Source organism: Clostridium sp. D53t1_180928_C8 (assembly GCF_015667795.1).
Classification (GTDB): domain Bacteria; phylum Bacillota; class Clostridia; order Clostridiales; family Clostridiaceae; genus Clostridium.
Genome location: NZ_JADPEL010000099.1, coordinates 1 through 3510 on the forward strand (window position 1 = coordinate 1; position 3510 = coordinate 3510).

The 3510-nt window shown below is 28.8% G+C and carries 10 protein-coding genes; all 10 read right to left on the reverse strand.

What is annotated here, in order from left to right; translation table 11 throughout:
- The coding region (locus tag I4V51_RS20475; RefSeq protein WP_195990286.1) for a nitroreductase at window positions 1–329 on the reverse strand (329 nt) is incomplete at its 3' end.
- Between the two features lie 116 nt (window positions 330–445).
- Window positions 446–1507: a tyrosine-type recombinase/integrase gene (locus I4V51_RS20480; protein WP_195990287.1), complete on the reverse strand. Its 1062-nt coding sequence runs from the start codon at window positions 1505–1507 to the stop codon at window positions 446–448.
- A gap of 104 nt (window positions 1508–1611) precedes the next feature.
- A complete protein-coding gene (locus I4V51_RS20485; protein ID WP_195990288.1) occupies window positions 1612–1854 on the reverse strand; it encodes a hypothetical protein in 243 nt (80 codons plus the stop codon).
- A 45-nt stretch (window positions 1855–1899) separates the two neighbouring features.
- Window positions 1900–2076: a hypothetical protein gene (locus tag I4V51_RS20490; protein WP_195990289.1), complete on the reverse strand. Its 177-nt coding sequence runs from the start codon at window positions 2074–2076 to the stop codon at window positions 1900–1902.
- Between the two features lie 52 nt (window positions 2077–2128).
- Complete coding sequence (locus I4V51_RS20495; RefSeq protein WP_195990290.1) at window positions 2129–2314, reverse strand: hypothetical protein; 186 nt, start codon at window positions 2312–2314, stop codon at window positions 2129–2131.
- 20 nt (window positions 2315–2334) lie between these two features.
- Window positions 2335–2466 carry a hypothetical protein gene (locus I4V51_RS21450; protein WP_279325465.1) on the reverse strand — a complete coding sequence of 44 codons (132 nt, stop codon included), beginning with the start codon at window positions 2464–2466 and terminating at the stop codon, window positions 2335–2337.
- A 29-nt stretch (window positions 2467–2495) separates the two neighbouring features.
- Complete coding sequence (locus I4V51_RS20500; RefSeq protein ID WP_195990291.1) at window positions 2496–2666, reverse strand: hypothetical protein; 171 nt, start codon at window positions 2664–2666, stop codon at window positions 2496–2498.
- Between the two features lie 96 nt (window positions 2667–2762).
- Complete coding sequence (locus I4V51_RS20505; RefSeq protein WP_195990292.1) at window positions 2763–2915, reverse strand: hypothetical protein; 153 nt, start codon at window positions 2913–2915, stop codon at window positions 2763–2765.
- Window positions 2915–3184, reverse strand: a complete 270-nt coding sequence (locus I4V51_RS20510; protein WP_195990293.1) for a hypothetical protein — start codon at window positions 3182–3184, stop codon at window positions 2915–2917. Before I4V51_RS20510 ends, I4V51_RS20505 begins: the two co-directional genes overlap by 1 nt.
- Before the next feature lie 32 nt (window positions 3185–3216).
- Window positions 3217–3423, reverse strand: coding sequence for a hypothetical protein (locus tag I4V51_RS20515; RefSeq protein WP_195990294.1), 207 nt, complete (start codon window positions 3421–3423; stop codon window positions 3217–3219).
- Between the last annotated feature and the right edge of the window lie 87 nt (window positions 3424–3510).

A 3510-nucleotide genomic window follows, 5' to 3' on the forward strand; every position in this document is an offset into this window, starting at 1 on the left:
TTATAGAATTTTGCCTTACTCATACACATATTGGCTATTATTTGCTGATTAGTATAAGTATTTCTAAAATAACATTCTTCAACTATTTCTTTCTCTGTTATATCTAATAATTCTAAAGCTCTTGTAATTTTATCAACTTTCTTTTTATTGTATTCCTCATCAATTACACAACTCTCAACAAAACTCCCTTTCATTGTACTAGGATGCTTAACATCTTTAACAATTTCATAATTAGTAGGATAACCAAGTCCTCCAGCATCTACTGCAATTAATAAAAATGGATATTCTCTTAAATCATTTTCTACTCTCTTTTTTATGTTTATGTTCATTTCATCACCTCATGTTTTTTTGATATTTTTACACATATAATCAACTGTAAAATTGTTATTATTATATCTACTATAAAGAATATTAATATCAACTTGTCCATTCTCTATCCTTTCTTTTATGACACTAATTTTCTATATGAATATTCAACATCTGTTTGTGCTACTTTTGCATATACACGTAATGTAAGACCAACATCATTATGACCTAAAATTTGCTGGATTACCTCTGGTTTCATACCGCTTCTTAAAGCAAATGTTGCAAAAGTATGCCTTAGTGTATGTGGAGTGATTCTCATTTCTATATTGGCCATTTTCTGCATCTTATCCACTATAACTTGATAACCTCTATTATTTAATTTCTTATATAGCTCTGTATTGATTGATTTTTTCTTTGGTGCCTTTGAAGAACAAAATAAATATTCGCTGATTATTCCTTGCTCCTCACGTTCTCTAAGATAATTAAGTATTGACCTTTTACATCTTTCTGTAAAATATACTCTTCTTTCCTTATTTCCCTTTCCTATAACTAATAAAGTCTTATGTGTCATATCTAAATCGCTTACCTTAACATTACCAACTTCAGCTACTCTACAACCAGTTGATAAGAAAAATTCTAATATTGCTCTATCTCTTCTACTAAGCATACAATCTCTTAACATTTCAACTTGTTCCTCATTAAGTGGCTTTTTCTCTCTTTTAGGTTCCTTAACTGGCTTTATTGAAGAACATGGATTCTTAATTATAAATTCTTCATTTTGAAGCCATGCAAAGAATAATTTAATAGGTGTCATAAATGTGTTCATTCCAGCAGCACCCTTGGTACTACTTTCTGCATACATGAACATTTTAATGTCAGCACTTGTAATCATAGATACTGGCTTATTGAAGAATTTGCATAATTTTCTTAAGTTATAGCTATAATTCTTTAAAGTAGCTACTGATAAACCTTCAAGCTTTTTAGTCGCTAGGAAATAGTTTACCTTATCCTCAAGATCACTTGTCACTAATGCTGTTTCTTTTGTAGTAACCTCATACCCATATAAAACTTCTTCTACTAATCTTTTTATTTCTAGTTGTCTTGGTAGGTTAACCTCTAGCTCTGGAAACTCCATTGTTAATTTACCTATTAATTTTACAGTTACTTCTTCGTTGCAATTTCTATAATTTAAGTTCTCCATGTTCTTCTCCTCCTTATTAATTAATTGAATTTGATTATCTTATGAGAATAGAAGCATATAACATTATCTGTATTCTCTTCTATTCTCTCCAATTGAGTTATTCGTTAATATTTTTGTAGAAATCCTATTAGATATATTTCATTATCTTTATAAACTGTCTCGATTCTGTTTAATTTCCACCCTTGCTCTAGATACTCATTCACTTCATCATCAAATATCCAACTCATTTCTAACTTTTTTGAAATAGTCACTATTCTATTTCTTTGCGGCTGAATCTTTGGTGGTCTAGGCAATGATGGTGTTTCTACTTTTCTTGTTGGTTGGTATCCTTTTTTCAAAAAAGTCATTTTCTTATCTCCTAATTTTAACTTACTTAATTTTTGAATTACTCGTTACCATTTATCATATTCTTCAATATATTTTTCACCATGAGCAACTACACAGTTAAAAACATTTCTATACATTTCAATAATTCCACGCTTTACTATTGTTGCTTTTCTTCTGCTTTCTTGATTAACTTTTATTGTTACTATTTTATTGCATTTTGGACATTTGCACTTAATTATCATAAATCTTCACCTACTTTTTAACTAACAATAATTTCAAACTTCTATCTTTGAATTATTCTTTATCTAACTTAACTAACTCACGAGCATTTCTTACATTTCTTTTTTCTAGCTTTCTTTTATAGGCGTTGGTTCCATAATATTTTATTGTCCTTACCTCAACCCCAACCTCGTTTGCTATTTCATATATTGTACCTGTAGAAAGCATTTGTTCCCCTTTATATAAAGCATATATACCCATAACTTCCTCCTCTTTTTGAATTATTCATCAAACTTTATAATTTCTAGTTCGGTAAAAAAAATACACTCTTCTGCTTTATCTTGTTCATAACCATAGTTAAACACTTCTGTATCACAACCTAAATAATAGCCTTCACAATCTGTACATTTCATTTTGAACCCTCTCTTTCGCAATAATTTCATTATGCTCCATATTCTTTATTTAATCTGTTATATTCTTTTCTATCTACTTCTCTTAATCCAGTTATCTTTAAAGCCTTTTCTATTTTATCTACTGTATATTTCATTCCTATCTCATTAACATCTATTTGTAGTGTTAATCTTTCTACTGGTATATCAAAATATCTTTTCATTCATCTTCCCTCCATTTATTCGCAATAATTTCAAAATGCTCGTAATTTATTCTTTTGAATTGTTCGCTACCACTAATTTTAAAAATACGAATTGTTTTACTCAATCAAATAATCACTTTTGCCATTAGTGTAGGTATTCCTAAGAACAAGCAAATCTAAATCTTCTTTACCTTCTTCATAATCAATAATTCCTATAGTTTTTTCGCCATCTAATTCTTCTAATTTCTTTATTAAATTTTTTATTTTCATTACTCTTCCTCCTTATAAACCTCTAATGCTCCATGACCATTGAAACTAATTAATTTATAATTTGTTGGTAATGGTTTGAGCAATATACAATGTTCTTTATCAACCCAACCATACATATAGCCATTCATAAGCCATCTAAGGTGTTTAGGTATTCTTACTACATATTTACCTCTACCACCTTTTTTACTTTCAGAATGGATAGTAAATCTTTCTCCTATACACTTGCTATACCATTCATTACCTGTAGATTTCATTATTTTTAAATCCAAGCTTATCACTCCATTAATTCGTAATAATTTCATTAAATATCAGCTTCAATACACCAGCTCTTTTGTACTGGATAAAGTTCATGCTCTACGCCATACCAATCGATTTTTATTGTTCCGTTATTGTTTTCATCAAACTCAACTTCTTTATTTTCTATTTCATCAAGTATATGTTTAATTTTCTCTTTAACATTTTTTGATGCATTTTTATTAAAATTTTCTTTATTAAATCTATAAACCATTTCTTCTCCCCCTTTGGTACCGACATTAATGTCGCTCGCATTCATCAACATTGTAAAAGTGATAGCATATAATCTATTAATTCATCT

Excerpts from the sequence above, each read along its gene's own strand:
- I4V51_RS20480 (WP_195990287.1), bottom strand. The coding sequence starts at position 1,507 with ATGGAGAACTTAAATTATAGAAATTGCAACGAAGAAGTAACTGTAAAA.
- I4V51_RS20485 (WP_195990288.1), bottom strand. The coding sequence starts at position 1,854 with ATGACTTTTTTGAAAAAAGGATACCAACCAACAAGAAAAGTAGAAACA.
- I4V51_RS20490 (WP_195990289.1), bottom strand. The coding sequence starts at position 2,076 with ATGATAATTAAGTGCAAATGTCCAAAATGCAATAAAATAGTAACAATA.
- I4V51_RS20495 (WP_195990290.1), bottom strand. The coding sequence starts at position 2,314 with ATGGGTATATATGCTTTATATAAAGGGGAACAAATGCTTTCTACAGGT.
- I4V51_RS21450 (WP_279325465.1), bottom strand. The coding sequence starts at position 2,466 with ATGAAATGTACAGATTGTGAAGGCTATTATTTAGGTTGTGATACAGAA.
- I4V51_RS20500 (WP_195990291.1), bottom strand. The coding sequence starts at position 2,666 with ATGAAAAGATATTTTGATATACCAGTAGAAAGATTAACACTACAAATA.
- I4V51_RS20505 (WP_195990292.1), bottom strand. The coding sequence starts at position 2,915 with ATGAAAATAAAAAATTTAATAAAGAAATTAGAAGAATTAGATGGCGAA.
- I4V51_RS20515 (WP_195990294.1), bottom strand. The coding sequence starts at position 3,423 with ATGGTTTATAGATTTAATAAAGAAAATTTTAATAAAAATGCATCAAAA.